A 26349-nucleotide genomic window follows, 5' to 3' on the forward strand; every position below is an offset into this window, starting at 1 on the left:
TTATTTTCGTCCGAACAGCGTATTTTTAGAAAACTTCAGGTTATGAAGCAACATTTTCTCGGAAAATAGACGCTTATGATTTTTTTATTGATTTATGAAATTCCCCCGTTTTTGGGGGCTAACCATTTTAATACATATAAATACCACCATTATATAAGTGATTATTATAGCGTTTTTTGTTATACTTAGCAAAGGAAGGCGACGTCATTCTGATACACAGGCGGTGTTTAATCGTGAAATTTAACTCAGTATTTGACATTATCGGACCGGTCATGATCGGTCCGTCAAGTTCACATACAGCAGGGGCAGCACGAATTGGAAAAGCAGCACGTAATTTATTGGGAAGCGAACCGAAATGGGCAAAGATTCATTTATATGAATCTTTTGCCAAAACATACAAAGGTCATGGGACCGATTTTGCATTAGCAGGCGGTCTGCTCGGATTTGAAACAGATGATCCCCGTATGAACCAGGCACTTACAATTGCCAACGAACGAGGCATCGACATAGAATTTATTGAAGATAGCGCAGGCGTCCAACATCCCAATACAGCGAGGCTGATAATCGGCGATGATTCAGAGCAGATGGAACTTGTTGGTATTTCGATCGGTGGTGGGAAAATTGAAATCACCGAACTGAATGGATTTGAATTGCGTCTGTCCGGAAATCACCCAGCCATCTTGATTATGCATAATGACCGTTTCGGAGCGATCGCTTCAGTTACGGAAATTCTGGCAAAACATCAGATCAATATCGGTCATATGGAAGTGAACCGAAAAGACGTTGGTAAAGAAGCATTGATGGTTATTGAAGCAGACCAGAATGTTGATGACCATGTTTTAAAAGAAATGGAAAACGCCGATCATATTGATCAAATTGCTAAAATTGTAGGCTGACACTTATACAGCAAAGAAAAATCATGGAGTCATTTTTGTTTAGTCCCGCTTTTAGGAGAGGAGAAAGTTTATGTTTCGTACAGTTGCTGAGTTAGTGGAAATAGCCGAAAAAGAAAATATCTTAATCTCAGAAGTTATGGTCCGTCAAGAGATGGATGCGAAAGAAAAGTCGCGGGAGGACGTTTTTGCCGAAATGGAAAAGAATCTCGATGTTATGGAAAAGGCTGTAGAAGACAGTCTGAAAGGGGTTCAATCCGTGACGGGGCTCACAGGCGGCGATGCGGTTAAAGTACAGGAATATATGAAAGAAAAAGCACCGTTATCCGGCAATATTGTGATGGATGCGGTCAGTAAGGCGATGGGTACCAATGAGGTAAACGCTGCTATGGGGACAATTTGTGCAACGCCAACAGCAGGCAGTGCCGGCTGTGTGCCCGGAACATTATTTGCGGTTAAGAATCAGTTGAACCCAACACGTGAACAAATGGTGCGCTACTTGTTTACATCCGGAGCATTTGGTTTTGTTGTTGCCAACAACGCGTTTATTTCAGGCGCTGCCGGTGGATGTCAGGCTGAAGTTGGTTCGGCCGGTGCCATGGCTTCAGCAGCCATTGTGGAAATGGCGGGCGGCACCCCACAGCAATCAGCTGAAGCATTTGCTATGACATTGAAGAACATGCTCGGGCTTGTTTGTGATCCGGTTGCGGGTCTGGTTGAAGTGCCATGTGTAAAACGTAATGCCGGTGGTTCATCGCTTGCTATTGTTTCCGCTGACCTTGCTCTTGCAGGTGTTACAAGTACAATCCCGTGTGATGAAGTCATTGGTGCTATGTACCGGATAGGCAAACAAATGCCCTCAAGCCTGCGTGAAACAGGTGAAGGCGGATTGGCAGACACACCAACCGGTCGGCTTTTAAAGGAGAAAATATTCGGAATGTCAGTTTAGAAAGAAGTGATCAAACATGCTGAGTGATCCGGTAACCGTTATTAAAGGCATCGGAGAAAAATTTGCGGCCGATTTAGAGACAATGGACATTCATACTGTAAAAGATTTGTTATACTATTTTCCCTACCGCTATGATGTATTCGACATTAAACCACTTAGTGAATTGATTCATGAGGATAAGGTCACCATTGAGGGAAGGGTCATCCATGAGCCTTCCCTTAATTTTTATGGCAAAAAAAAATCCAGACTGTCCTTTAATGTTGAAGTGGAGGGGGTTGCAGTAAAGGCAGTCATGTTTAACAGAGGATTTGCCAAAAAGCAGCTTAATCCAGGAGCCACTGTGACACTGACCGGCAAATGGGATGCCCACAGGCTGCAAATAACGGTCAGCCATTACAAAATGGGTCCGGCAAATGAACAGACAGCCATTCAGCCGATGTATTCATTAAAGGGTGATGTCACCAATTATAAAGTGAAGAAGGCTGTCAAAAATGCCGTTGAAACATACCAAAATAACATGCCGGAACTGTTGCCTGAACGGTATCTGGTGTCCTATAAACTGCCGGATCGGGCCAGTGCTGTCTCAACGATGCATTTTCCCGAAAGCCGAGTCGATTTAAAACATGCCAGGCGTCGTTTTATATATGAAGAATTTTTGCTGTTTCAGCTTAAAATGCAGTTGCTCAGAAAAATAAAACGGGAATCAACGAGCGGAAATGCACAGCATTATGAACCTGCAAATCTAAGAGAATTTATTGACAGTTTTTCCTTCTCTCTGACAACAGCACAGCAGAAAGCACTGAATCAGATTTTAGCTGATATGAAATCGCCGTACAGAATGAGCCGGCTCCTGCAGGGGGATGTCGGATCAGGTAAAACAGCCGTTGCCGAAGTATGTCTGTATGCCTCAATTACCGCAGGCAAGCAAGGGGCCTTAATGGTGCCAACTGAAATATTGGCTGAACAGCATTTTCAGTCACTGAGTGAAACATTTGGAGAAAGGGCTTCCATTGTTTTGTTGACCGGGTCAGTTAAAGGCAAAAAACGAAAAGAAATCCTTGCTGCTGTTCAACATCATGAAGTCAATATTGTAGTTGGAACGCATGCTTTAATACAGGACGATGTGTTCTTTGACGACCTGGGCTTTGTAATCGTTGATGAACAGCATCGGTTCGGGGTCGGACAACGGCGGGCTTTACGTGAAAAAGGGCTTAATCCGGATGTGCTATTCATGACTGCAACCCCCATTCCACGAACTTTGGCCATTACGGCATTTGGAGATATGGATGTTTCAGTAATTGATGAAATGCCGTCAGGCCGCAAAGCAATCGAGACCTATTGGGCTAAAGAAAATACATTTGAGCGGATATTGCAGTTCATTGCAAAACGAGCCGAGGAGGGTGAACAGACATACGTTGTTTGTCCTTTAATTGAAGAATCGGACAAGCTGGATATTCAGAATGCAGTCGATTTATATCAGCAGCTTGAAGCGTTTTATTCAGGCTCACTGCAGGTCGGACTTATGCACGGGAGGCTCACCACCGACGAGAAAGATGAGATTATGAAACAGTTTGCAAATGGTGATGTGGATGTCCTTGTCTCCACAACTGTCGTGGAAGTCGGAGTAAATGTCACCAATGCAACAGTCATGGTTATTTATGATGCAGAACGCTTTGGTCTATCCCAGCTGCATCAGTTAAGAGGACGTGTCGGACGCGGGGAGAAGCAAAGTTATTGCATTCTGATCGCTGATCCGAAGGGCGAAACCGGAAAAGAACGAATGCGTATCATGACCGAGACCAATAACGGATTCGAGTTATCTGAGCAAGATTTAAAACTTCGTGGTCCCGGCGACTTTTTCGGAAAAAAGCAAAGTGGACTACCTGAATTTAAAGTAGCTGATATGATTCATGACTATAGGGCGTTGGAAACAGCGCGTCAAGATGCTGAGCAGATTATTGAACATGGTCTGCTCGAAAGTGACTCTTCTTTCCGGCAATTGCAAGTCTACCTGGAAGATAATACTATATTGCATGAAAAGTTGGATTAACGTAAGTTAAAGAGATTTGTTTCAATATAACTTGCATATTCGGATGTGGTATTATATATTACTATTAGTACCAAGTCATAGGATAGACGCATGAACATATTAATGAAAAGGAAAACAGATATCGATCACCTTGCTGTCGGTGAAGACCATGTTTTCCTATTGGACGGGGCTGCAAATGAAAATCAGTAAAAGAGAACGTCAGCGACTTTTAGGTGAAACGATTGAGGCAACACCCTTTATAACTGATGAAAAATTGGCGGTAAAATTCAATGTCAGTATACAAACGATAAGGTTAGACCGGATGGAACTTGCCATTCCCGAACTCCGCGAACGAATAAAGTCTGTTGCTGCATCCCAATGGAATGAGACAGTAAAAGCACTTTCTCTGGATGAAGTGATTGGTGAAATAATCGATCTTGAGCTTGACAGACGGGCTATTTCAATATTGGAAATCAAAAAAGAACACGTTTTTTCACGAAATGAAATTGCCCGCGGCCACCACTTGTTTGCACAGGCAAATTCGCTGGCAGTTGCGGTCATTAATGATGAGCTTGCACTGACTGCGAAATCGGAGATCAAGTTCACTAGGCAGGTGAAAGCAGGTGAGCGTGTTGTTGCCAAGGCCTTCGTTGACGAAGTCGATGCCAAAGGGATGACAGTCGTACGTGTTGAGAGCTTTGTCGACAATGAAAAAGTGTTCACCGGATTATTTCATATGTATCGTTCAAACGATCCAAAAGGGGACATTGGAAATGAAGATAGCGATTGACGCAATGGGTGGCGATCACGCACCTGAAGCGATTGTCAAAGGTGCAGAAGAAGCCGTAGCCAGTATTGAACATCTGAACATAACGCTTATTGGCGATGAAAACAAAATTAAATCGTATTTATCTGAATCAGATCGAATTGACATAATTCATACTGACGAGGTCATTACGGCAGAAGATGAACCTGTCAGAGCCGTCAGAAGCAAAAAAAATTCATCACTGGTATTGATGGCTAAAGAAGTGAAAGAAAAACGTGCGGATGCATGTATTTCAGCAGGAAATACCGGCGCATTGATGAGCGCAGGGTTATTTGTTGTCGGAAGGATTCGCGGAATTGACCGGCCAGCACTAAGTCCAACGCTTCCAACAATGAACGGGAAGGGATTTTTATTGCTGGATGTTGGTGCAAATGTGGATGCGAAAGCTCATAATCTTGTCCAATATGCTATGATGGGTTCCATATATTCAGAAAAAGTAAGATCTATTTCCAATCCGACTATCGGTCTTATGAATATTGGAACTGAAGAGGGTAAAGGCAATGAGTTGACAAAAAAGGCGTATATTCAGCTGAAAGAAGCACCTGTTAATTTCATTGGAAACGTTGAGGCGCGAGATATCCTGTCAGGTGCCGCCGATGTTGTAGTAACCGATGGATTCAGCGGAAATATTGCACTTAAGACGATTGAAGGCACAGCGATGACCATGTTTTCTATGCTGAAAGAGACGTTCATGTCGTCGGTGAAAACAAAAATAGCTGCTGGTATGGTCAAAAATGATTTAAAGGGACTGAAGAGCCAATTGGATTATTCGGAGTACGGCGGAGCAGGATTGTTCGGACTGGCTTCACCGGTTATCAAAGCGCATGGATCGTCGAACGGCCGTGCAGTCTTCAATGCCATTCAGCAGGCAGCGCATATGGTTGATAACAATGTAACGGATACGATAAAAAAAACAGTCGAATCAGTTGAATGGAATAAGGGGGATTAATGTGAAACGGGTGGCGTTTTTATTTCCCGGCCAGGGTTCACAAGCGGTCGGTATGGCAAAAGCATTTTATGATGAATATGCGGAGATACGAGAATTGTTCGAACAAGCAGATGATCTTTTGGGAGAGAAACTCACGCGGCTGATGTTTGAAGGTCCAAAAGAAGAATTGACCGAGACGGAAAACGCTCAGCCGGCACTATTGCTGGCAGGTATTGCTGTTCAGAAGCTGTTTATAAAAGAAAACATTCAGCCAATAATGGCTGCAGGACATAGTCTTGGTGAGTACAGTGCTCTTGTGGCTGCCGGTTCGCTTTCGTTTGAGGAGGCACTGCCACTTGTGTCCAAAAGAGGAAAACTGATGGAAGAAGCTTTTCCAAAAGGCCAGGGGTCGATGGCGGCAGTGCTGGGCATGTCGCAAGATTACATCGAACAGACGCTTGAATCGTTACATGATGATCACGTTGTTGATATCGCTAATCTAAACTGTCCGGGACAGATTGTTATTTCCGGATCAAAAGAAGGCATTGATGCAGCTAAAGATCATTTGAAAGAAAAAGGTGCCAAACGGGTCCTGCCCCTGAATGTCAGCGGGCCATTTCATTCGAGATTGATGAAACCGGCCAATGAACAATTTGCAACCGAGCTGGAACATATAACATTCAGTGATACGGATATTCCGGTTTATGCCAATGTCACGGCTGAACCCGTCACAGACAAGGACAGCGTCAAAGACCTACTAATCAGGCAATTGTATTCACCTGTCCGGTTTGAGGAATCGATCCACAACATGATGAATGACGGTGTTGATGTTTTTGTTGAGCTGGGAACAGGGAAAGTCTTAAGCGGACTTGTCCGGAAAATAGATCGCAAAACTAAAACGTTTGCTGTGCAAGATCCGGACTCGCTGAAGGAATTTTTGACATGGTATAGGGAGGAATCCTAATGCTGGAAGGTAAGAGTGCATTAGTGACAGGTGCTGCACGCGGTATTGGACGTGCGATTGCCTTGGAACTTGCAAGACAAGGAGCAAAGGTTGCCGTCAACTACGCCGGAAGTGAGGAAAAAGCCCAAGCCGTTGTTGAAGAAATTAGGCAGATGGGTGTACAATCATTTAAGATAAAGGCGAATGTTGCAGATGAAAAAGACGTAAAAGCTATGATAAAAGAAGTTGTCAATGAATTTGACAGCCTCGATATTTTAGTGAATAATGCGGGTATTAACCGGGACAATTTATTAATGCGGATGAAAGAAGACGAGTTTGATCAGGTTATTGATGTAAATCTAAAAGGCGTCTTTCAGTGTACAAAAGCTGTCTCAAGACAAATGATGAAACAAAAAGGTGGTCGTATCATTAACGTATCCTCGATCGTCGGGATCAGCGGCAATGCAGGTCAGGCAAACTATACAGCTGCTAAAGCAGGTGTAATTGGATTGACAAAATCTACCGCCAAGGAATTTGCATCACGCAATATTCTGGTTAACGCGGTTGCACCTGGCTTCATTTCAACGGATATGACCGATGCCTTGACTGAGGAGCAAAAAGAGGGGATGCTTTCCATGATACCCCTTGAAAAACTGGGAGAACCTGAAGATGTGGCCCGGGTTGTCCGCTTCCTGGCCTCAGAGGATGCAAAATACATCACCGGACAGACAATTCATATTGATGGCGGCATGGTGATGTAATTGAACCCGGGGTGCTGATTATTACTATATAACTTCTTGAAAGGGGGTGACGTACCGTGGCGGATGTATTCGATAAAGTCAAAGATATTATTGTTGATAAATTGGAAGTGGAAGAATCACAAGTGACAATGGAAGCATCTTTCAAAGATGACCTTGAGGCTGATTCACTTGATGTGGTTGAACTTGTTATGGAACTTGAAGATGAGTTTGACATGGAAATTGCTGATGAGGAAGCTGAAAAAATCAATACGGTTGGGGATGCTGTCAATTACATAAACAGCACTCAATCCTGAATCTATATACCTTAGGAGAAAGTCCTGCACCCTGCAGGGCTTTCGGTCTATTTCAGAGGAATCTAATTTTAATGCGGAGTGGTGACTACCGGCATGAACCTATCTCAATTGGAAAAACAACTGGATATAACATTCAATGATCAAAGGCTGCTGAAACAGGCATTTACACATTCATCTTATGTGAATGAGCGTCGGGAAGAAGATTTTTCGGATAATGAGCGGCTGGAATTTTTGGGTGATGCTGTCCTTGAACTCGGTGTATCCCAATACTTATACAAACAAAAAGACCGTCTGGCAGAAGGTGATTTGACCAAATTGCGTGCGTCGATTGTATGTGAGCCGTCGCTGGTCGAATTTTCCCGGGATTTAAAATTTGGTGATTACTTGCTGCTGGGTAAAGGCGAAGAGCAATCAGGCGGGCGTGAACGATCAGCGATTCTTGCAGATGTGTTTGAAGCGTTCCTGGGTGCATTATACCTGGATCAGGGTTATGATGTCGTCATTCAATTTCTAAGGCAATATGTTTATCCGAAAATAACCACAGGTGCTTTTTCGCATGCGATGGATTATAAAAGCAACTTGCAAGAAAAAGTGCAGCAGAATCGTCATCATAGTATAGAGTACGTGATTGCTGAGGAAAAGGGCCCCTCACATGATAAAGAGTTTATCGCACACGTCATGATCAATGGGCATATATCCGGTGAGGGCACCGGTCACACTAAGAAAGAAGCTGAACAGCGTGCTGCCAAACACGCACTGGATACGTATGAAACGTAGTTATGGAGCATATATTCAGAGCTTATAGAAAAAGTCATGAAATAATCAAACAGTCCAGGTAATGCCGGCTGACTTGATTAGAAAACGCGTCATGCGAGTGTCGTCTTATAGCGTGCGCTGAGGTTTTCATATAAGCTCATCCATAGTTTATATTTTCTGCCGTTATAAATAAAACCGGTCCGAGCGATATGCCCGTACCGGTTTTATTAGTTTGTCTGCTAGTTTATGCTTTTCTTACAGATCTCAACTCATCAATAAAAGCCTTTGTTTCGGATAGGCTTAATTGACCTTTTTGTTTGACCATCTCGTACATGAATTTAATATCGTCATATTTTTCTAAATTGTAGTCTTCCGCATCCATAACCTCGCGATTGACCACCTCTAGCTGTTCTGCTAGTTCGTCCAGCATAAATTTCAGGTTTTCCTGCGTCGGAGTTTCCAGATTCATGTAACCACCTCCCTTTAAAATTACTCCCATAAAGCTTATGTACTGGATTAGCCTTCTTTTGTGCTTCTCTTTATGATAAAATAAATGCGTTAAAATGCCAACCAGGCTGGATACATATTTTGCCGGCCCCCCTTGAATAAGTAGGAGAATGTTCTATGTATTTGAAACGACTTGAAAGTGTGGGCTTTAAGTCATTTGCCGAACGAATCAGTGTCGATTTTGTTCCGGGCGTGACATCAGTAGTGGGTCCGAACGGCAGTGGAAAAAGTAATATTACCGATGCGATCAGATGGGTGCTGGGTGAACAATCAGCACGTTCTTTACGTGGTTCGACGATGGAGGATGTTATTTTTCAGGGCAGTGATACGAGGCGTGCTCTTAATGTTGCCGAAGTGACGCTCGTGTTGGAAAACAGTGACAAGGAACTTCCGCTCGACTATGAGGAAGTGAGTGTTACCAGACGTGTTTATCGCTCGGGTGAAAGTGAATTTTATATCAATAAACAGTCCTGCCGTTTAAAAGATATCGTGGACTTATTTATGGATTCGGGTCTTGGCCGTGAAGCATTTTCGATTATCAGTCAGGGAAAGGTTGAAGAAATACTCAGTTCCAAAGCGGATGAACGCCGGACGATCTTTGAAGAGGCAGCTGGTGTATTGAAGTATAAGCAACGTAAAAAAAAATCCGAGTATAAATTGGAAGAGACACAAGAAAACTTAAATCGTGTAGAAGATATTATTCATGAGATTGAACAACAAATTGAGCCGCTCGAAGCACAGGCGGAAACAGCACAGACTTATCTGGACAAAAAAGAGGAATTAAAACAGTATGAGATTTCTCTGCTGATTGCGGAGATTGAACAGCTGCATAGTGCGTGGCAGGCATTGCTTGATGAACTGGAGAATGACAAGACGCATGAGTTGAACCGGAAAACAGCCATTCAAACAAAAGAAGCCGAGCTTGAAGAAGAGCGGCAGGAACTCCGGAAGCTTGATGAAGAAATCGAGCAGCTACAGACGGATTTGCTTTCGACAACTGAGCAGCTTGAAAAATTTGAAGGTAACAAACAGGTATTTAATGAACGGACGAAACATTTTTCCGAGAACAAGGAGAAATTGGAAGCACAGAAAAAAGAAACAGTTGAACGTATTGAAATGATCGAATACGAACTTGGGCAGGAAAATGAAAAGCTGGCTTCGCTGCAAAAAAGCTGTCATGAAACGAAAGATCAGGTCAACCAACTGAAAGAGAAACTGACTGCGGGCAGTGAAAACCTTGGCGAGCAAATCCAGGAACTTAAATCAGATTATATTGAGTATTTAAATGAACAGGCAGCCAAGCGCAATGAAAGGCAATCCATCCAACAGCAGATTCAGCAAATTTCGAGCAAGAAAGCCAATCAGGCGGACAAATTTGAGGATTTGCTTAAGGAACGAAAGAAACTAAACGCGAAAAAGGAAAAACTTAAAATCGATTACGTCGAACAGGAAAAGCTTTTTTCTTCAAAATCGCAGACTGTCCAAGAGATGAAAAAAGACCTGACGAACAAGCGCGAAGGCTTTCAAGAAGCACAAACGAAACTTTACCAAGGTTACCAATATATTGAAAAGCTTAAATCCAAAAAAGAAATGCTGGACGATTTGAAAGAAGATTATCAAGGATTTTTTCACGGTGTTAAAGCTGTACTAAAAGCCAGAGAGAATAAGAAACTAGACGGTGTTCGCGGTGCGGTTATCGAGTTGATTGATGTCCCGAAACAATATATCACCGCTATTGAAACAGTGCTAGGTCCTCAGGCACAGCATGTTGTCGTGAATGATGATCAGGCAGCCCGTCGAGCAATCAACTGGTTGAAGAAATCCAACAGCGGCCGGGCTACCTTTTTGCCGCTCAAATCAATTCAGGCGCGATTTGTGCCAAAAAGTATGTTGACAAAAGCAGAGAATCACCCGGGCTTTGTCGGGGTGGCCGGTGATCTTGTTTCGTCAATCCCCGAATTTCAGGATGTGATTAACCATTTAATAGGCCACATTCTGGTTGCTAAAACATTGAAAGATGCTAATGAAATTGCAGGACTGGTTAATCGTAAGCATCGGGTTGTTTCAGTTGACGGAGATGTGGTCAATCCAGGCGGCTCCATGTCCGGAGGCGCCCAAAAAAAATCAAAACAATCATTATTTACAAGAGAAAAGGATTTGCAGGACGTGAGTGAAAAACTTACCAGTTTCCAGCAAAAAGCAAACACTTTCGAACAGCAGGTTGACAAACAGAAGCAGCAAATCAGCCAACTTGAAGATGCTCTGGCATCAGAGGAAGAGGCAGCCAATAAGGAACAGCAAAAACTACAGGAACTTCACGCCTCCTGTAAAGAAGCAGAAATGAAACTTACGACATTAAATGATAATCTGCAATTTTATGATCAGGATAAACAACAGTTTGAGCAGGATACCAGCGATTTGAATACACGTGACGATAAACTGAGCAAGGAACTTGACGCTATTTCTGATAAACTTGAATCAACCCGAATTAAAATTGATGAGCTGTCTAAACAAGAGGAGACATTCCAGGAAAATCAGGAACAGCTAAAAGAAGATTATCAGAAAGCACAAGTGACCCTTGCTGAACAAGAAGAACGTCTGAAGAACCAACGTGAAAAAGCCAATAGCCTACAAACTCAATTGAGTGATTTAAAGGAACAGTATGAGGTTATTGTCAATGATCTGAACGAGCTATTGGATATACAGGATTCACAAGAAACTGAAGGGGATATTGAAGCCAATATTGCAACAGCTAAAATGAATAAAGAAGCCATTACGGAGAAAATCAAAACAATGCGATCCAATCGTTCTAAACGCACCCGGTTTCTGGAAGATAAGGAACGCGAAATCAAAGTAGACAGCAAGAGACATCAAGAATTTAAGGAAAAGATTCAGGAAAAAGAAGTCAAAACCAACCGACTCGACGTTGAATTGGAAAATCGTCTATTCAAACTCCAGACAGAATATACCATCACTTTTGAAAAAGCCAAACAGAACTATGATAAGACAGATAATATTGATGAAACCAAGACAATGGTAGCACAAATCAAGCAGTCAATTGATCAACTAGGGACAGTTAACCTTGGAGCTATAGATGAATATGATCGCATTTCCGAACGGTATAACTTTTTGTCCCATCAGCAAAACGATCTGGTCGAGGCAAAACAGACTTTGCATTCAGTGATTGCAGAAATGGACGACGAGATGGAAAAGCGGTTTGGGGAAACATTCGGACTGATTAAGAATGAATTTTCTGATGTCTTCAGGCAATTATTTGGCGGTGGGAAAGCAGAGCTAAAACTAACTGATCCGAATAATCTGCTTGATACGGGGGTGGAAATTGTTGCACAACCGCCCGGTAAAAAATTGCAACACCTTGGACTCCTTTCAGGTGGTGAGCGAGCTTTGACCGCCATTGCGTTGTTATTTGCTATATTACGTGTCCGTCCTGTGCCGTTCTGTGTGCTGGACGAGGTTGAAGCTGCCCTGGATGAGGCAAATGTCATACGGTTCGCCACATTCCTGAAATCGTTCAGTGCAAATACGCAATTCATTGTCATTACCCACCGGAAGGGTACAATGGAAGAGTCGGACGTTTTGTATGGTATTACCATGCAAGAATCAGGGGTATCACGGCTTGTTTCGGTCCGGCTGGAAGAAACTGAGGCACTTATTAAGGCCTAAGGAGGTATTCGCTTAATGGGATTCATGGATAAACTAAAAAATAAATTTAAACAGAATGAAGAAGAAACAGACGATATTTCAAAAAAATATAAACAAGGTATGGAAAAGACCCGTCATTCGTTCTCCGGGAAACTGAATGACCTGATTGCTCGTTATCGCAAAGTAGATGAGGAATTTTTTGAAGAACTTGAGGAGCTTCTAATCGGAGCTGATGTTGGAGTTAATACGGTAATGGACCTTGTCGATGAATTAAAAATGGAAGTGAAACGGCAAAATATTAAAGACACAAAGGAGATCAAAGACGTTATTTCCGAAAAGCTTGTGGAAATTTACTACGGTGATGATGACGAAGAAGTTGAAAAACTGAATATACAAGAAGACGGGCTTTCTGTCATACTCGTTGTCGGTGTAAATGGTGCCGGCAAAACGACCTCAATTGGAAAGTTGGCCCATCAGTTAAAGCAAGAAGGCAAGTCGGTTATGCTAGCTGCCGGTGATACTTTTCGCGCAGGCGCGATTGAGCAGTTGGATGCATGGGGCAAGCGGGCCGGCGTTGATGTTATTAAACAGGGTGAAGGCAGTGATCCGGCGGCGGTCATTTTCGATGGTATTAAGGCAGCAAACTCTCGCAATGCGGATGTGCTGATTTGTGATACTGCCGGCCGACTGCAGAACAAAGTCAACTTAATGAACGAACTTGCAAAAGTCAAAAGAGTGATTGAGAGGGAAGTACCAGATGCACCGCACGATGTATTACTTGTGTTGGATGCGACGACAGGGCAGAATGCAATGAGCCAGGCAAAAACATTTTCCGATGCAACTGATGTATCCGGTATTATACTGACTAAATTGGACGGAACGGCAAAAGGTGGAATTGTACTGGCGATTCGCAATGAATTGCAGATACCGGTCAAATTTGCCGGTCTGGGTGAGAAGATCGAGGATTTGCAAGAGTTTGATGCGCATGCATTTGTCTATGGGTTATTCGCAGATCTGCTTGAAGATGAAGCTGAATGATGATAGAATTTTGTAAAGGGAATTCACTTAACAATGGGCAGAAGTCACGTTTGATGAGGGGTGGATGAATTGCTGGAAAAAACAACACGAATTAATTATTTATTCGATTTTTATCAGCTGCTGCTGACCCCGAAACAACAGAATTATATGGATATGTACTATCGCGAGGATTACTCGCTTGGTGAAATTTCCGACCTGCTGCAAGTTTCACGGCAGGCCGTTTATGATAATATCAGAAGAACTGAAACGATGCTCGAATCATATGAAACCAAGCTCGGGCTATATGATAAATTCCAAAAGCGCTCCGATATTTTGGACAGGATGGATTGCGCAGCAGAAAATAGTGAGATGCAGGCACTTGTTCATCGATTACAAGAATTAGAGTAGGGGGACACCTTCTATGGCATTTGAAGGATTGGCCGATCGGTTACAAAGTACGATGAAAAAAATCACCGGCAAAGGAAAGGTTTCCGAACAGGATGTTAAGGAAATGACCCGCGAAGTCCGTCTAGCTTTGCTCGAAGCCGATGTAAATTTCAAGGTTGTTAAAGATCTGATTAAACGGATTAAAGAACGCGCTGTCGGGCAGGAAGTGATGGAAAGCTTAACCCCTGGACAGCAGGTTATTAAAGTTGTTAAAGAAGAATTGTCCGAGCTGATGGGCGGGGAGCAGAGCAAGATAGCAGTTGCTGACCGTCCACCGACGGTTATTATGATGACAGGTCTCCAAGGTGCTGGTAAAACAACAACAAGCGGCAAGCTGGCCAACCATTTGCGAAAAAAGCACAATCGCAAACCGCTTTTAGTGGCCGCTGACGTATACCGGCCGGCAGCGATTGATCAGCTCGAAACAGTCGGGCAACAGCTTGACATGCCTGTGTTCTCCAAAGGGACTGATGTAAGTCCTGTTGATATTGCAAAGGAGGCGATTGAACAGGCAAAGGAAGAACACCATGATTACGTCATAATTGATACGGCCGGCCGGCTGCATGTTGATGAAGATCTGATGGGTGAACTGGAGCAGATTAAAGCCGCTGTCATCCCGGATGAAATTTTCCTTGTTGTCGATGCCATGACCGGACAGGATGCTGTCAATGTGGCGGAGAGTTTCAATGATCAGCTGGAACTTTCCGGTGTTGTCCTGACAAAGCTTGACGGTGATACGCGTGGAGGTGCAGCACTTTCCATCAAGGCGGTCACTGGCAAACCGATTAAATTCGCCGGTATGGGTGAAAAACTTGACCAACTAGAACCGTTTCGCCCGGAAAGTATGGCATCACGGATTCTTGGCATGGGAGACGTTTTAAGCCTGATTGACAAAGCGGAAACAAACGTTAATGAGAAACAGGCGAAAGAGCTTGAAGAAAAAATGCGAACAATGTCGTTTACATTCGATGATTTTCTAGAGCAAATGGGTCAGGTTAAACAAATGGGACCACTGGAAGATTTGATGAATATGATCCCAGGTGCCAATAAAATGAAAGGCTTGAAAAATGCGCAAATTGATGAAAAACAGCTGGTCTATGTTGAAGCAATCATCCAGTCGATGACGAAGAATGAAAGACAGGATCCCAACTTAATGAATGCAAGCCGTAAAAAACGGATTGCAAAAGGTTCCGGGACGTCCGTTGCACAAGTGAACAGACTTTTGAAGCAATTTAACGAAATGAAAAAAATGATGAAACAAATGACCAACATGCCAAAAGGAAAAAAAGGCAAAGGCATGAATTTGCCTTTTATGTAGGCAGTATTTTAAGCTTGTCCGGAAAAGCATTTGAAAGGTTGATTTTCCAGTTCAAGCGCTTAAAATTTACATGGCCTGTAATGGAAAAACACTTTACAGACTATGATCTATCTGTTAGAATCTAAAATTGTGAAACAAAGACATTGGAGGTGACATCATGGCAGTTAAAATTCGTATGAAACGCATGGGAGCTAAGCGTAATCCATTTTACCGTATTGTCGTGGCCGATTCTCGTTCACCAAGGGATGGACGTTTTATTGAGCAGATTGGCACATATAATCCCGTTGTGAACCCGATTGAAGTTAAAATAGATGAGGATAAAGCACTGGATTGGATGACAAACGGTGCCAAGCCCAGTGATACAGTCCGTAATCTTTTCTCGAAACAAGGCATCATGAAAAAATTTCACGAACAGAAAAACTAATTGTAAAGTAGTGTGATAATCATGAAAGGCCTGATAGAAACAATTGTAACACCTCTTGTTGATTATCCAGACGACATCGTTGTGACGGAAACAGAGGAAGACTCAAAAATCGTTTACCATCTGACTGTGAACGAAAACGATGTCGGCAAGGTAATCGGGAAGAACGGCCGAATCGCCAAAGCAATTCGTACTGTTGTTTATGCTTCCAGAACGGAAACTGACAAGCGAATTTATTTGGATATTATGTAGAGGGAGAGGATACACCTTTCCCTTTTTACAAACCATTTAAATTCATCTCTATACCGAGAACGTTTAGAGAGCGGGGAACCAGTATGCAAATAATCAAGAAGGTCCTTATTAAGCAAATTGTCACTGAAAAAAGCAAAGAAAAGTTGCGAAACAGCTTTAATGATCACAAAAAGCGACTTGAACAAGAGTGTCAACAATTAAGATTTGAACAGCGAAAACTGGAGAATAAACGAAACATGTCAAAACAGGAGCTGTCTCAGCGATTTCAGCAGGAAATAAAAAATCGAAAAGAAAAAATGAAGCTGGTCGATTTTAAAATCGAACAATTGGATATCTTGGAAACGGGCAGTGAAATTACAGAAAAAGAAGTTGAAGCTCTTGTTGAGGTCAAAGAAGGTTCGCATTGGGATAAAATTATGGAAGAGTCGGCAATTGTTATAGAAGATGATGTGGTTACCCGAATTGATGAATAGCAGGTGATGACATGGCCAATATGTTTAATGTGGGTAAAATCGTTAATACACATGGTATAAAAGGCGAAGTTAAAGTACGGCGGATTACAGACTTTGAAGAGCGTTTCAGGCCTGGAAATCAGCTAATACTGGAAAAGGAAAATGGCCTGACTCTAAATCTGGAAGTTGATGGTCATCGGATTCATAAGGGGTTTGACCTCCTTCATTTTAAGGCTTATGATCATATCAATGATGTCGAGCATTTTAAGGGTCTTCCCTTAAAAATTCTTGAAGATCAGCTGACTGAACTGGACAACAATGAATTCTACTATCATGAAATCATCGGATGTGGCGTTTACTTGACAAGTGGTGAAAAACTGGGGACTATCAAGGAAATACTTGCCCCTGGCGCAAATGATGTATGGGTTACTGAACGTGAAGGGTTAAAAGATGTGCTTATCCCTTATATCGAGGACATTGTGAAAGAAGTGGACGTAACAGGGCAAAAAGTTGTGATTGAACCGATGGAAGGACTGCTCGACTGATGCATATTGATATTTTGACGCTTTTTCCGGAGATGATCTCAGGCGTTCTTGATGCCTCTATTTTAAAAAAAGCACAGGATAAAGGAACATTCAATTATAATCTGGTGAATTTCCGCGATTATTCAGAAAACAAGCATTTAAAAGTGGACGATTATCCATATGGCGGCGGAGCAGGTATGGTTTTAACTCCACAACCGGTTTTTGATGCAGTGGAAGCTGTCAAAAGCAGGAAGAAAACAAAGCCACGGGTCATTCTGATGTGTCCGCAGGGGGAACCTTACCATCAGCAGAAAGCAGAAGAACTAGCAACAGAAGAGCATCTTGTATTCATTTGCGGTCACTACGAAGGCTTCGACGAACGAATTAGACAACATCTTGTGACCGACGAAATTTCAATCGGTGATTATGTCCTCACCGGCGGCGAGCTAGCCGCCGCGGTTGTGATTGACAGTGTCGTGCGGCTGCTTCCGGATGTGCTCGGGAATGTAGAATCAGCATCAGAAGATTCTTTTTCCACTGGATTGCTCGAACATCCGCACTACACGCGTCCCGCAGATTTTCGCGGCATGAAAGTTCCGGATGTATTGCTGTCGGGCGATCATGCCAAAATTGCCGAGTGGCGCAGGGAAGAATCTCTTAAACGGACGTATGAGCGCCGGAAAGATTTAATGGATGATTAGAATTTATTTGCCCAGAACGGACCGATTCGATCCTACTGAAAGCATCATGTCGAATAACGTTTCACTTTTGCAAATAGGTTCAAAAAGGTATCAGGTAAAAAATAATGTTGAATTCACAGTTTTAGTATGGTATATTTACGATTGTGCTCAAGTAGCGCGTATAAACGATGTTCCGCTGTCCCGTAGTGAGATAAGAGCATTGGTTTGGAAGGAGTGAAGCAAGATGCAGCATATCATTGAACAAGTGACAAAAGATCAGCTTCGTACGGATCATCCTGATTTCCGCCCGGGTGACACTGTAAAAGTTCACGTTAAAGTTGTCGAAGGAAGCCGTGAACGGATTCAGGTATTCGAAGGTGTTGTCATCAAACGTCAAGGTGGCGGAATCAGTGAGACATTTACTGTAAGAAAGATTTCTTATGGTGTTGGTGTTGAGCGTACATTTCCAGTGCACTCACCACGTATTGCAAAAATCGAAGTCTCTCGCCGCGGTATTGTTCGCCGTGCGAAACTATACTATCTTCGTAATCTGCGTGGAAAAGCAGCACGTATTAAGGAACGTCGCTAATCCGCCGATTAATACTGTTATTGGGAAGGGGCTTGTCACATTCATGCAAGCTCCTTTTTACTTTCTATATTTTCAGTACAGCATGATATAATAATATTATAATGAATGAATAAATAGACTATACATATATTGATGCAGGCGGTGTCAGACAAATGGAGAAGTTAAAAAGTGAATGGTTTGATTGGGTCAAGGCTTTGTTGATAGCATTTGGACTGTTTTTCGTGATCAGGACATTCTTTTTTGCTCCGATCGTTGTCGATGGTCCATCGATGATGCCAACGTTGCAGGATGGAGATCAAATGATTGTCAATAAATTCATCTACCAGATACAAGATCCGGAGCGGTTTGATATTGTTGTATTTCACGCATCTGACCGGAAAGATTTCATAAAGCGGATTGTTGGATTGCCTGGTGAGAACGTGGCAGTGGAAGATGATCAATTATACGTTGATGGCGAAAAAGTAGGAGAATCTTTTTTACAGGAAAGGAAAGAAAAAATGCCGTCTTACCAGCCGTTGACAGGTGACTTTCAACTGGAAGACCTTCCAGGCGGATACAAAAAAATTCCTGAAAATCATGTGCTTGTGCTTGGTGATAATCGGAATAACTCCACAGACAGTCGTATACTTGGAGTGGTCTCAATGGATAAGATTGTTGGGAAAACCAGTCTGATCTACTGGCCGCTTGACCGAATTCAGATTCTGCATGATTAGGATGATGTAATATGACGATACAATGGTTTCCGGGGCATATGGCGAAAGCCAAGCGGGAAGTGGAAGAAAAACTGAAATTGGCTGATTTTATAATTGAGCTCGTGGATGCACGCTCACCGTCATCATCACAAAATCCAATGCTCCATAATGTTTTGCAACAAAAACCCAAGATGATTGTTATGATGAAAAAAGACCTTGCAGACAGCCGGGTGACAGAAAAATGGCTCGCGTATTTTAAAGATCATGGCATATCAACTGTTGCTATCGATGTCAATGATAAAGCCGATATTAAACGCGTTGTTCAGACAGCCAAAGAGCTCGGACGGACCAAAATGGATAAGCTCAAGGAAAAAGGTGTTAACCCGCGGCCTCCCCGCGCCATGATTATTGGTGTGCCGAATGTCGGTAAGTCGACGTTAATCAACCGTCTTGCGAATAAGAAGATTGCTCAAATAGGTGATAAACCAGGAGTAACGAAAAAACAGCAATGGATTAAGGTAAAAAATGAATTCGAACTGCTTGATACACCAGGGATTTTATGGCCGAAGTTTGAAGATGAACTGGTGGGTTACCGCTTGGCAGCCATCGGTACCATAAAGGATCAGCTATTGCCGTTGGATGATGTTGTTGTATTTGTTATACACTTTATGCAGGAACACTATCCAAAGTACTTGGAAGAACGATATGGAATCGATCGTGACATGAAGGATATGTGGGATATTTTCGTCACAATTGGAAAACAACGCGGAGCATTGGAAAGTGGTGGGACGGTTAATTTTGATAAAGTGTCCGATGTAATCATCCATGATCTGCGGACGGGAAAACTTGGTAATATCACACTTGAAACACCTCCGTATAATGCGTAATTGTACGGAGGTGTTTTAGTTGCGACAGTTTTGCTTTGGTGCTGCATGTATCGCATATGGTGAATGAAACGCTCGCAATGCTTCGTGAGCTCACTGCTGGAGCAGAAAAATTCTGCGTGTTTGCTTTCAATTCGACGATAGTCCATGTAAAATGTTGAATGTATTGACAAATCATACAAAAGGCAGGTGATTTATTTGGAGAAACAACCTATAGCCGTACTGAAGCAATTATTTGAAGCTGAAAAGCTGGATGAGACATACATAAACGCGTTAAAATCAGACGAACGAAAAGGTGTGCAAAAGCTGATTGAACGTTATGAACGGAAAAAATTGAACGAGAAAGCACAAGAAGCAAACTTCTTCCATATGTCCCGATATGAACAAAGAAAATTCGCTGATGGCTGTCATTATGTAGCCGGGACGGATGAAGCCGGACGCGGCCCGCTGGCAGGACCTGTTGTTGCAGCTTCAGTTATATTGCCACGGAATTTTAAACTTTTGGGGCTGAATGACTCCAAGCAATTAAATGAAACAAGCCGTGAAGAGTATTTTACAATCATTAAAAATGAGGCTGTGAGCTATGGCGTCTCCATTATCGATAATCACACGATTGATCAAGTCAATATCTATGAAGCTACAAAACTGGCAATGTATAAGGCGCTCAACCAGCTAGACCCAGCACCGGATCATGTGTTGATTGATGCTGTTTCATTTGAGCAGCTTCCTTATCCTTCTGATTCAATTACGAAAGGTGATCAGGAAAGCATATCTGTTGCAGCTGCGAGTGTATTGGCGAAAGTGACCCGAGACCACTTAATGAAAAAATTGGATGAAGAATATCCGGGATATGGTTTTGCATCCAATATGGGCTACGGAACAAAACAGCATACAGCAATGCTTGCGGAACATGGAATTACGCCATATCATCGAAAAACATTTGCACCGGTCCGGAATGCTATAAGCTAATTGCAGCAACAAACACATCAAAATCTGCCATAAATCGCTAATTCTTGTGAAATTCATAGTTTTTTTATACAATAGGAATGCAGTGAAATTTGATGGGAGGATGAAAGATGAACATTCACGAGTATCAAGGTAAAGATATTTTGCGCGAATCCGGCGTAAATGTTCCAAATGGGCATGTTGCATATACGGTTGAAGAAGCTGTTGAAGCCGCCAAAAAATTGAGCAGCAACGTTTTTGTTGTAAAAGCACAAATTCATGCTGGCGGGAGAGGTAAAGCCGGCGGTGTCAAAATCGCTAAAAATCTTGATGATGTTCGTACATATGCAGACGAACTTCTGGGCAAAAACCTGGTAACACATCAGACGGGCCCTGAAGGTAAAGAAGTGAAACGTTTGCTGATTGAGGAAGGCTGCGATATTCAAAACGAATATTATGTCGGTCTCGTTCTTGATCGTGCCACTTCCCGAGTTGTTATGATGGGCTCAGAAGAAGGCGGTACAGAAATTGAAGAAGTTGCTGCCGAAACCCCGGAAAAAATCTTTAAAGAAGTCATCGATCCGGTAGTCGGACTTTCCGGCTATCAAGCTCGCAGACTGGCATTTAATATTAATATTCCACATGAGTTGATTGGCAATGCAGCTAAATTCATGATTGGCTTGTATAATGTATTCGTCAAAAAGGATTGTTCCATTGCCGAAATTAATCCGCTTGTTACAACGGGCGATGGACAAGTAATGGCACTTGACTCCAAATTGAATTTTGACGATAATGCTATGTTCCGTCAAAAGGATGTGATGGCGCTGCGCGATTTGGAAGAAGAGGATGAAAAAGAAATTGAAGCCTCCAAATACGATTTAAGCTATGTTGCACTTGACGGCAATATTGGCTGTATGGTCAACGGTGCAGGTCTTGCAATGTCTACAATGGACATTATTAAACATTATGGCGGCGAGCCTGCAAACTTCCTTGATGTCGGCGGCGGCGCGACGGCAGAAAAGGTAACTGAAGCATTTAAAATCATTTTGTCCGATTCGCATGTTAAAGGTATTTTTGTCAATATCTTCGGCGGTATCATGAAGTGTGATGTCATTGCTGAAGGCGTTGTGGAAGCGACGAAACAGGTAGGTCTGGAAATGCCGCTTGTTGTGCGCCTTGAAGGCACGAACGTCGATCTCGGTAAGAAGATTCTTGATGAATCAGGCTTGAATATTACCTCAGCTGAATCGATGGCTGATGGTGCAAACAAAATCGTTTCCGCAGTTAAGTGATGTTGGTTTTTTAAGAGATTACTGTTTTTAGCCGAAACTTATGCGTCGCAGAGCAGTAGCAGCATACAATGTGAAAATTGCTATAATCTTTGAAAGCAAACAGGTTATCAATGAAAGGACGGACAGAAATGAGTGTATATGTTAATAAAGATACAAAAGTGATTGTCCAGGGAATCACCGGCGGCACAGCCAAATTCCATACAAAGCAAATGCTTGAATATGGCACCAAAATCGTTGGCGGTGTCACACCGAAAAAAGGCGGTACCGAAGTGGAAGGGGTACCTGTATTTAACACGGTGCAGGATGCTGTTGACGAAACAGGCGCGAACGCATCTGTTGTCTATGTGCCGGCACCAGCAGCGGCTGACGCGATTCTGGAAGCGGTAGATGCTGAATTAGATTTGGTTATCTGTATTACAGAACATATTCCAGTCATGGACATGGTGAAAGTAAAACGTGCAATGGAAGGCAAAAAGACACGCCTTGTAGGTCCAAACTGCCCTGGTGTTATCACTGCTGATGAAAGTAAAATTGGTATTATGCCGGGGTATATTCACAAGAAAGGTCATATCGGCGTTATTTCCCGTTCGGGTACATTAACGTACGAGGCAGTGCATCAGCTGTCTGAGGCCGGGTATGGTCAAACCACTGCTGTTGGAATTGGCGGTGATCCAGTGAATGGAACAGATTTTATCGATGCTTTGACAGCTTTCAATGAAGACCCTGAAACGGAAGCTGTTGTAATGATCGGTGAAATTGGCGGTACAGCTGAGGAAGATGCCTCCGAATGGATAAAAGCTAATATGTCAAAACCTGTCGTCGGATTCATCGGCGGGGCAACAGCCCCTCCTGGAAAACGTATGGGACATGCTGGGGCCATCATTTCCGGCGGCAAAGGAACTGCGGAAGAAAAAATCCGCATTATGAACGAATGCGGTGTTAAAACAGCAGATACACCGGCTGAAATCGGTGAAACAATGATTAATGTCCTCAAGGAAAATGGCTTGCAGGAAAAATGCAAAACACATTGATTATGATAGACGGGGAACCCAAAGATGCGCTATCTTTGGGTTTCAATCTAACCAAAAGGACGTGATTGATTGGAAAAGGTTCGCAAACGCTTAATCCATATTCATCGGTGCCGGGGCGTCTCGCGCCGGACTATCAGGAAATTTGTACGGTATGATCCTACATTGAAAAGCGTCTACAAGCTATCTGCTTCTGAAATCAGCCAGTTTTTTTCTCTCTCTTTGAAAAAGGCCTCCTTATTTTATACAGATCTCCGAAGTTCGACACTAATATCCCAAATCAAACATGATCTGAAATCAGTCAGTGTGATAACAGTAGTTGACGATAACTATCCCTTTGTGTTAAAAACTATTAAAGATGCGCCGTTGGTATTATATGCCATTGGCAACATGCAATTAATGGAACAGCATCCGTTACTGAGTGTGATTGGCACACGACGGCCATCAAATGACGCGAAAGCTAAAATGCAACAATATGTGCTGCCCCTGATTCAAGATAACTGGACAATTGTTAGCGGTATGGCAGCGGGAATTGACAGTTATGCTCATCAGTTTGCCATTCAATATGATGGAAAGACGATTGCTGTGATGGGCAGCGGCTTTAATCACATTTATCCAAAGCAAAACACAAGGCTTTTCAGTCAAATAGCTGATAAAGGGTTATTGCTATCTGAATACCCCCCTGATACCCCACCGGAACGCTTTCATTTTCCCGAACGTAATCGAATTATAAGCGGTCTAAGCTTTGGTACGTTTGTTATTGAAGCAACGAAAAAAAGCGGTACATTGATTACTGTTGACCAAGCGTTGGATCAGGGAAGAGACGTTTATGCACTTCCCGGATCACCCTTAACACCGCATACGGAAGGGTGCCACATCATGATTCAGGATGGGGCAAAGCTCGTTCGGAATGTGAATGATATTCGGGAAGATTGGGTGAGGATTGAACCGAATTGGGGCATATGAACCAATGGAAATTCATAGCATGTTTGACAAACACAGTGTAACTATTTAATATTTAGTGAAGATTTTTCATTTCAACTTATGGATGCAAATCTGGGAGGAAACGATATGTCTGACTACCTCGTGATCGTGGAATCGCCAGCAAAAGCGAAGACGATCGAACGATATTTAGGTAAAAAATATAAAGTGAAAGCCTCAATGGGGCATGTCCGTGATCTGCCAAAAAGCCAAACAGGTGTTGATCCGGATGATTCATTCAAACCAAAATATATTACAGTCCGCGGTAAAGGCGATATCCTGAAAGAATTAAGGTCGGCTGCAAAAAAGGCCAAGAAAGTTTATCTGGCTGCAGACCCTGACAGGGAAGGAGAAGCTATTGCCTGGCATTTGGCTTATGCTTTAAATGTTGATGAAAATTCAGAGTGCCGGGTTGTATTCAATGAAATCACGAAAGATGCCATTAAAGAGTCATTCAAACACCCGCGTTCAATTGACAGTGATTTGGTCGATGCCCAGCAAGCCAGGCGCATTCTCGACCGTCTTGTAGGGTATAAAATCAGCCCGCTGTTATGGAAGAAGGTCAAAAAAGGTCTTAGTGCCGGAAGAGTTCAGTCTGTGGCTGTCAAGCTGATTATTGACCGCGAAGAGGAAATTGACAATTTTAAGCCTGAAGAATACTGGTCCATTGATGCTCTTTTTCAAAAAGACAAGGAAACATTTGAGGGTGCTTTTTATGGCATAGACGGTAAGAAAAAGGAATTAAAAACTGAAACAGATGTAAAAGCGGTTACTGAGAAACTTGAAGGAAAAATGTTTTCGGTTGATAAAGTAAACAAACGCGAGCGCAAGCGCAATCCCGCAAAGCCATTTACAACGTCATCATTACAGCAGGAAGCGGCCCGCAAACTTAATTTTCGGGCCAAGAAAACCATGATGGTTGCCCAGCAGCTGTATGAAGGTATTGACCTGGGTAAAAAAGCGGGAGGTATCACAGGGTTAATCACATATATGCGGACAGATTCAACGAGAATTTCCGAAACCGCTAAACAGGAAGCTAACAGCTATGTCGAGGATAATTACGGTAAAAGCTATAAAGGCTATGCCAAAAAAAGCGCCAAAAAAGAAGGGGCTCAAGATGCTCATGAAGCAATTCGTCCGACGTCCGTCATGCGGGATCCGAAATCTTTGAAGAATTTGTTGTCCCGGGATCAATACCGTCTTTATAAGCTCATCTGGGAAAGATTTCTCGCAAGTCAGATGGCACCGGCTGTTATGGATACAATGACTGTCCATCTACTGAATAACGGAATTGAATTTCGTGCCACAGGATCAAAAGTGAAATTTAAAGGCTTCATGAAGGTATATGTAGAAGGTAGCGATGACAAGAAGAAAGATGAGAATAAATATTTGCCCGACTTGTCTGAGGGCATGGAAGTGAATGCTAAAGAGATTACGCCGAATCAGCATTTCACCCAGCCGCCGCCAAGATATACCGAGGCGAGACTGGTACGTACGATGGAAGAGCAAGGAATCGGACGGCCCTCCACGTATGCACCGACCCTTGATACGGTACAGCGCCGCGGATATGTTCAGTTGGACAATAAGCGGTTTGTTCCGACTGAGCTTGGGAAAATTATCAATGATATTTTGAAAGAATTTTTCCCGAAAATCATCGATATTGATTTTACCGCTAAGATGGAGGAAGATCTGGATTCCATTGAAGAAGGGAAAACAGAGTGGATTAAAGTACTTGATGACTTCTACAGTGGGTTTAGAGAGCGTCTGGAAAAAGCGGAACAGGAAATGGAAAAAATCGAAATCCGTGATGAACCGGCGGGTATCACATGTGAAAACTGTGGACATGAAATGGTTTATAAAATGGGTAGATACGGTAAATTTCTGGCCTGTTCCAATTTTCCTGAATGCCGTAACACCAAACCAATTTTAAAAAAAATTGGTGTAACATGCCCGAAATGTAAACAAGGTGACGTAGTGGAGCGAAAATCGAAGAAAAATCGAAAGTTCTACGGTTGTGATCGTTATCCGGAATGTGATTTCGTTTCCTGGGATAAACCGATTTCAAGGCCATGCCCGAAATGTGATTCATTGCTGGTGGAGAAAAAAACAAAAAAAGAAACCCGGGTACAATGCACAAACTGTGATTACAAGGAAACCGCCGATAATTAACTGCCTGCAGTCAGGCAGTTTTCTTTTGATAACGTCAGAAAATATAACGAATGCCGAGTTTTTCTAATAACGTCAGAAAATATAAATTATGGATGACCTTATAAGAAAAA

Annotated in this window: 27 protein-coding genes; 26 read left to right on the top strand and 1 reads right to left on the bottom strand. The window is 42.7% G+C overall.

Going from position 1 to position 26349, the window contains the following annotated elements; all coding sequences use genetic code 11:
- Positions 1-233: 233 nt before the first annotated feature.
- The 9 genes from sdaAB to rnc all read left to right on the top strand — a co-directional run bounded on the left by sdaAB (position 234) and on the right by rnc (position 8399).
- A complete protein-coding gene (sdaAB, locus tag IEW67_RS07065; RefSeq protein ID WP_188632363.1) occupies positions 234-896 on the top strand; it encodes an L-serine ammonia-lyase, iron-sulfur-dependent subunit beta in 663 nt (220 codons plus the stop codon).
- A 70-nt stretch (positions 897-966) separates the two neighbouring features.
- The gene (gene sdaAA, locus IEW67_RS07070; RefSeq protein WP_188632364.1) at positions 967-1842 is read left to right on the top strand and encodes an L-serine ammonia-lyase, iron-sulfur-dependent, subunit alpha; all 876 of its coding nucleotides are present in this window, start codon (positions 967-969) and stop codon (positions 1840-1842) included.
- 16 nt (positions 1843-1858) lie between these two features.
- The gene (gene recG, locus IEW67_RS07075) at positions 1859-3892 is read left to right on the top strand and encodes an ATP-dependent DNA helicase RecG (RefSeq protein WP_188632365.1); all 2034 of its coding nucleotides are present in this window, start codon (positions 1859-1861) and stop codon (positions 3890-3892) included.
- Positions 3893-4067: 175 nt separating this feature from the next.
- Positions 4068-4661 carry a transcription factor FapR gene (gene fapR, locus IEW67_RS07080; protein WP_188632366.1) on the top strand — a complete coding sequence of 198 codons (594 nt, stop codon included), beginning with the start codon at positions 4068-4070 and terminating at the stop codon, positions 4659-4661.
- Positions 4645-5646: a phosphate acyltransferase PlsX gene (gene plsX, locus IEW67_RS07085; RefSeq protein ID WP_188632367.1), complete on the top strand. Its 1002-nt coding sequence runs from the start codon at positions 4645-4647 to the stop codon at positions 5644-5646. Before fapR ends, plsX begins: the two co-directional genes overlap by 17 nt.
- A 1-nt stretch (position 5647) precedes the next feature.
- Positions 5648-6589, top strand: a complete 942-nt coding sequence (gene fabD / locus IEW67_RS07090; protein WP_188632368.1) for an ACP S-malonyltransferase — start codon at positions 5648-5650, stop codon at positions 6587-6589.
- Positions 6589-7329: a 3-oxoacyl-[acyl-carrier-protein] reductase gene (gene fabG, locus IEW67_RS07095; RefSeq protein ID WP_188632369.1), complete on the top strand. Its 741-nt coding sequence runs from the start codon at positions 6589-6591 to the stop codon at positions 7327-7329. The genes fabD and fabG overlap by 1 nt, the downstream gene beginning before the upstream one ends.
- Positions 7330-7385: 56 nt before the next feature.
- Entirely contained in the window at positions 7386-7622 is a 237-nt protein-coding gene (acpP, locus tag IEW67_RS07100; RefSeq protein WP_188632370.1) for an acyl carrier protein, read from the top strand.
- A gap of 93 nt (positions 7623-7715) precedes the next feature.
- Entirely contained in the window at positions 7716-8399 is a 684-nt protein-coding gene (gene rnc, locus IEW67_RS07105; RefSeq protein ID WP_188632371.1) for a ribonuclease III, read from the top strand.
- Positions 8400-8622: 223 nt separating this feature from the next.
- Here the strand turns inward: rnc and IEW67_RS07110 are convergent, their stop codons facing one another.
- The gene (locus IEW67_RS07110) at positions 8623-8847 is read right to left on the bottom strand and encodes a DUF1128 domain-containing protein (protein ID WP_188632372.1); all 225 of its coding nucleotides are present in this window, start codon (positions 8845-8847) and stop codon (positions 8623-8625) included.
- A 155-nt stretch (positions 8848-9002) separates the two neighbouring features.
- On the opposite strand from IEW67_RS07110, the gene smc reads away from it, so the two are divergent.
- From smc to topA, 17 genes are all read left to right on the top strand, one after another.
- Entirely contained in the window at positions 9003-12569 is a 3567-nt protein-coding gene (gene smc, locus IEW67_RS07115; RefSeq protein ID WP_188632373.1) for a chromosome segregation protein SMC, read from the top strand.
- Positions 12570-12584: 15 nt separating this feature from the next.
- A complete protein-coding gene (gene ftsY / locus IEW67_RS07120; RefSeq protein WP_188632374.1) occupies positions 12585-13586 on the top strand; it encodes a signal recognition particle-docking protein FtsY in 1002 nt (333 codons plus the stop codon).
- Positions 13587-13655: 69 nt separating this feature from the next.
- Complete coding sequence (locus tag IEW67_RS07125) at positions 13656-13973, top strand: putative DNA-binding protein (RefSeq protein ID WP_188632375.1); 318 nt, start codon at positions 13656-13658, stop codon at positions 13971-13973.
- A 13-nt stretch (positions 13974-13986) separates the two neighbouring features.
- Positions 13987-15330: a signal recognition particle protein gene (gene ffh / locus IEW67_RS07130; protein ID WP_188632376.1), complete on the top strand. Its 1344-nt coding sequence runs from the start codon at positions 13987-13989 to the stop codon at positions 15328-15330.
- Between the two features lie 157 nt (positions 15331-15487).
- A complete protein-coding gene (gene rpsP, locus IEW67_RS07135) occupies positions 15488-15754 on the top strand; it encodes a 30S ribosomal protein S16 (protein ID WP_188632377.1) in 267 nt (88 codons plus the stop codon).
- A gap of 21 nt (positions 15755-15775) precedes the next feature.
- Positions 15776-16003 (top strand): KH domain-containing protein, encoded by a 228-nt coding sequence (locus IEW67_RS07140; protein ID WP_188632378.1) that lies wholly within the window; start codon positions 15776-15778, stop codon positions 16001-16003.
- 83 nt (positions 16004-16086) lie between these two features.
- On the top strand, positions 16087-16476 hold the full coding sequence (locus tag IEW67_RS07145; protein WP_188632379.1) for a YlqD family protein: 390 nt from the start codon (positions 16087-16089) through the stop codon (positions 16474-16476).
- An 11-nt stretch (positions 16477-16487) separates the two neighbouring features.
- Positions 16488-17000: a ribosome maturation factor RimM gene (rimM, locus tag IEW67_RS07150; protein ID WP_188632380.1), complete on the top strand. Its 513-nt coding sequence runs from the start codon at positions 16488-16490 to the stop codon at positions 16998-17000.
- Positions 17000-17680 (top strand): tRNA (guanosine(37)-N1)-methyltransferase TrmD, encoded by a 681-nt coding sequence (gene trmD / locus IEW67_RS07155; protein ID WP_188632381.1) that lies wholly within the window; start codon positions 17000-17002, stop codon positions 17678-17680. The genes rimM and trmD overlap by 1 nt, the downstream gene beginning before the upstream one ends.
- 223 nt (positions 17681-17903) lie before the next feature.
- A complete protein-coding gene (gene rplS / locus IEW67_RS07160; protein WP_188632382.1) occupies positions 17904-18248 on the top strand; it encodes a 50S ribosomal protein L19 in 345 nt (114 codons plus the stop codon).
- Positions 18249-18400: 152 nt separating this feature from the next.
- Positions 18401-18961: a signal peptidase I gene (gene lepB, locus IEW67_RS07165; RefSeq protein WP_188632383.1), complete on the top strand. Its 561-nt coding sequence runs from the start codon at positions 18401-18403 to the stop codon at positions 18959-18961.
- 11 nt (positions 18962-18972) lie between these two features.
- The gene (gene ylqF, locus IEW67_RS07170; RefSeq protein ID WP_188632384.1) at positions 18973-19827 is read left to right on the top strand and encodes a ribosome biogenesis GTPase YlqF; all 855 of its coding nucleotides are present in this window, start codon (positions 18973-18975) and stop codon (positions 19825-19827) included.
- A gap of 195 nt (positions 19828-20022) precedes the next feature.
- Positions 20023-20793 carry a ribonuclease HII gene (gene rnhB / locus IEW67_RS07175; RefSeq protein WP_188632385.1) on the top strand — a complete coding sequence of 257 codons (771 nt, stop codon included), beginning with the start codon at positions 20023-20025 and terminating at the stop codon, positions 20791-20793.
- Positions 20794-20900: 107 nt separating this feature from the next.
- Positions 20901-22061 carry an ADP-forming succinate--CoA ligase subunit beta gene (gene sucC / locus IEW67_RS07180; protein WP_188632386.1) on the top strand — a complete coding sequence of 387 codons (1161 nt, stop codon included), beginning with the start codon at positions 20901-20903 and terminating at the stop codon, positions 22059-22061.
- A 128-nt stretch (positions 22062-22189) separates the two neighbouring features.
- Complete coding sequence (gene sucD / locus IEW67_RS07185) at positions 22190-23092, top strand: succinate--CoA ligase subunit alpha (protein ID WP_188632387.1); 903 nt, start codon at positions 22190-22192, stop codon at positions 23090-23092.
- 69 nt (positions 23093-23161) lie between these two features.
- A complete protein-coding gene (gene dprA, locus IEW67_RS07190; RefSeq protein ID WP_188632388.1) occupies positions 23162-24055 on the top strand; it encodes a DNA-processing protein DprA in 894 nt (297 codons plus the stop codon).
- 105 nt (positions 24056-24160) lie between these two features.
- Positions 24161-26239, top strand: coding sequence for a type I DNA topoisomerase (gene topA / locus IEW67_RS07195; RefSeq protein WP_188632389.1), 2079 nt, complete (start codon positions 24161-24163; stop codon positions 26237-26239).
- Positions 26240-26349 lie beyond the last annotated feature (110 nt).

The organism is Lentibacillus kapialis (assembly GCF_014646635.1).
GTDB lineage: Bacteria > Bacillota > Bacilli > Bacillales > Amphibacillaceae > Lentibacillus > Lentibacillus kapialis.

Coding starts and splice junctions, on each gene's coding strand:
- fapR (WP_188632366.1), top strand. CDS start 4,068: ATGAAAATCAGTAAAAGAGAACGTCAGCGACTTTTAGGTGAAACGATT.
- rplS (WP_188632382.1), top strand. CDS start 17,904: ATGCAGCATATCATTGAACAAGTGACAAAAGATCAGCTTCGTACGGAT.
- sucD (WP_188632387.1), top strand. CDS start 22,190: ATGAGTGTATATGTTAATAAAGATACAAAAGTGATTGTCCAGGGAATC.
- recG (WP_188632365.1), top strand. CDS start 1,859: ATGCTGAGTGATCCGGTAACCGTTATTAAAGGCATCGGAGAAAAATTT.
- plsX (WP_188632367.1), top strand. CDS start 4,645: ATGAAGATAGCGATTGACGCAATGGGTGGCGATCACGCACCTGAAGCG.
- IEW67_RS07145 (WP_188632379.1), top strand. CDS start 16,087: ATGCAAATAATCAAGAAGGTCCTTATTAAGCAAATTGTCACTGAAAAA.
- topA (WP_188632389.1), top strand. CDS start 24,161: ATGTCTGACTACCTCGTGATCGTGGAATCGCCAGCAAAAGCGAAGACG.
- sucC (WP_188632386.1), top strand. CDS start 20,901: ATGAACATTCACGAGTATCAAGGTAAAGATATTTTGCGCGAATCCGGC.
- sdaAA (WP_188632364.1), top strand. CDS start 967: ATGTTTCGTACAGTTGCTGAGTTAGTGGAAATAGCCGAAAAAGAAAAT.
- rnc (WP_188632371.1), top strand. CDS start 7,716: ATGAACCTATCTCAATTGGAAAAACAACTGGATATAACATTCAATGAT.
- rpsP (WP_188632377.1), top strand. CDS start 15,488: ATGGCAGTTAAAATTCGTATGAAACGCATGGGAGCTAAGCGTAATCCA.
- ffh (WP_188632376.1), top strand. CDS start 13,987: ATGGCATTTGAAGGATTGGCCGATCGGTTACAAAGTACGATGAAAAAA.
- ftsY (WP_188632374.1), top strand. CDS start 12,585: ATGGGATTCATGGATAAACTAAAAAATAAATTTAAACAGAATGAAGAA.
- fabG (WP_188632369.1), top strand. CDS start 6,589: ATGCTGGAAGGTAAGAGTGCATTAGTGACAGGTGCTGCACGCGGTATT.
- IEW67_RS07110 (WP_188632372.1), bottom strand. CDS start 8,847: ATGAATCTGGAAACTCCGACGCAGGAAAACCTGAAATTTATGCTGGAC.
- ylqF (WP_188632384.1), top strand. CDS start 18,973: ATGACGATACAATGGTTTCCGGGGCATATGGCGAAAGCCAAGCGGGAA.
- trmD (WP_188632381.1), top strand. CDS start 17,000: ATGCATATTGATATTTTGACGCTTTTTCCGGAGATGATCTCAGGCGTT.
- lepB (WP_188632383.1), top strand. CDS start 18,401: ATGGAGAAGTTAAAAAGTGAATGGTTTGATTGGGTCAAGGCTTTGTTG.
- smc (WP_188632373.1), top strand. CDS start 9,003: ATGTATTTGAAACGACTTGAAAGTGTGGGCTTTAAGTCATTTGCCGAA.
- IEW67_RS07140 (WP_188632378.1), top strand. CDS start 15,776: ATGAAAGGCCTGATAGAAACAATTGTAACACCTCTTGTTGATTATCCA.
- rimM (WP_188632380.1), top strand. CDS start 16,488: ATGGCCAATATGTTTAATGTGGGTAAAATCGTTAATACACATGGTATA.